Raw genomic sequence first — 442 nt, forward strand, 5'->3', positions numbered from 1 at the left:
CTCCTGCCGCTCCGGACTCGCCTGAAACCGCGCCCCTCGTTGCCGACCGGCGCGCTCCGCTGGCCCTGAATCAGCTCTCGGATGATGCACTGCGCAATATCACCGGCATCTTCACCGACGTGGATGGAACCCTCACGACGAAGGGCAAGCTGCCCGCGCACACGTACTCGGCGCTGGAGCGCTTGCATCGCGCCGGCATCAAGGTCGTGCCCGTCACCGGCCGGTCGATTGCCTGGTGCGAAGTCATTGCGCGGTTGTGGCCCGTTGATGCGGTGATCGGCGAGAACGGCGCGTTTGCCATGCGCGTCGATTCGCGCGGGCATCTGGCCACCGATTTCGTGGACGACGCGCAGACGCGCGCACGCAACCTCGAGCGCATCCGCGAAGTGGGTGCAGAGATCCGGCGTGCCGTGCCGGGTTCAGCGCTGGCGACGGATCAAGC

Annotated in this window: 1 protein-coding gene; it reads left to right on the top strand. The window is 67.2% G+C overall.

All coding sequences use genetic code 11. The features are described 5' to 3' along the window. Positions 1-442, top strand: a 442-nt coding sequence (locus C1J01_RS54355) for an HAD-IIB family hydrolase (RefSeq protein WP_146616079.1), incomplete at both ends; no start/stop codon positions are given.

The sequence above is a fragment of the Nonomuraea aridisoli genome, assembly GCF_003236395.1.
Taxonomy (GTDB): Bacteria; Actinomycetota; Actinomycetes; order Streptosporangiales; family Streptosporangiaceae; genus Nonomuraea; species Nonomuraea aridisoli.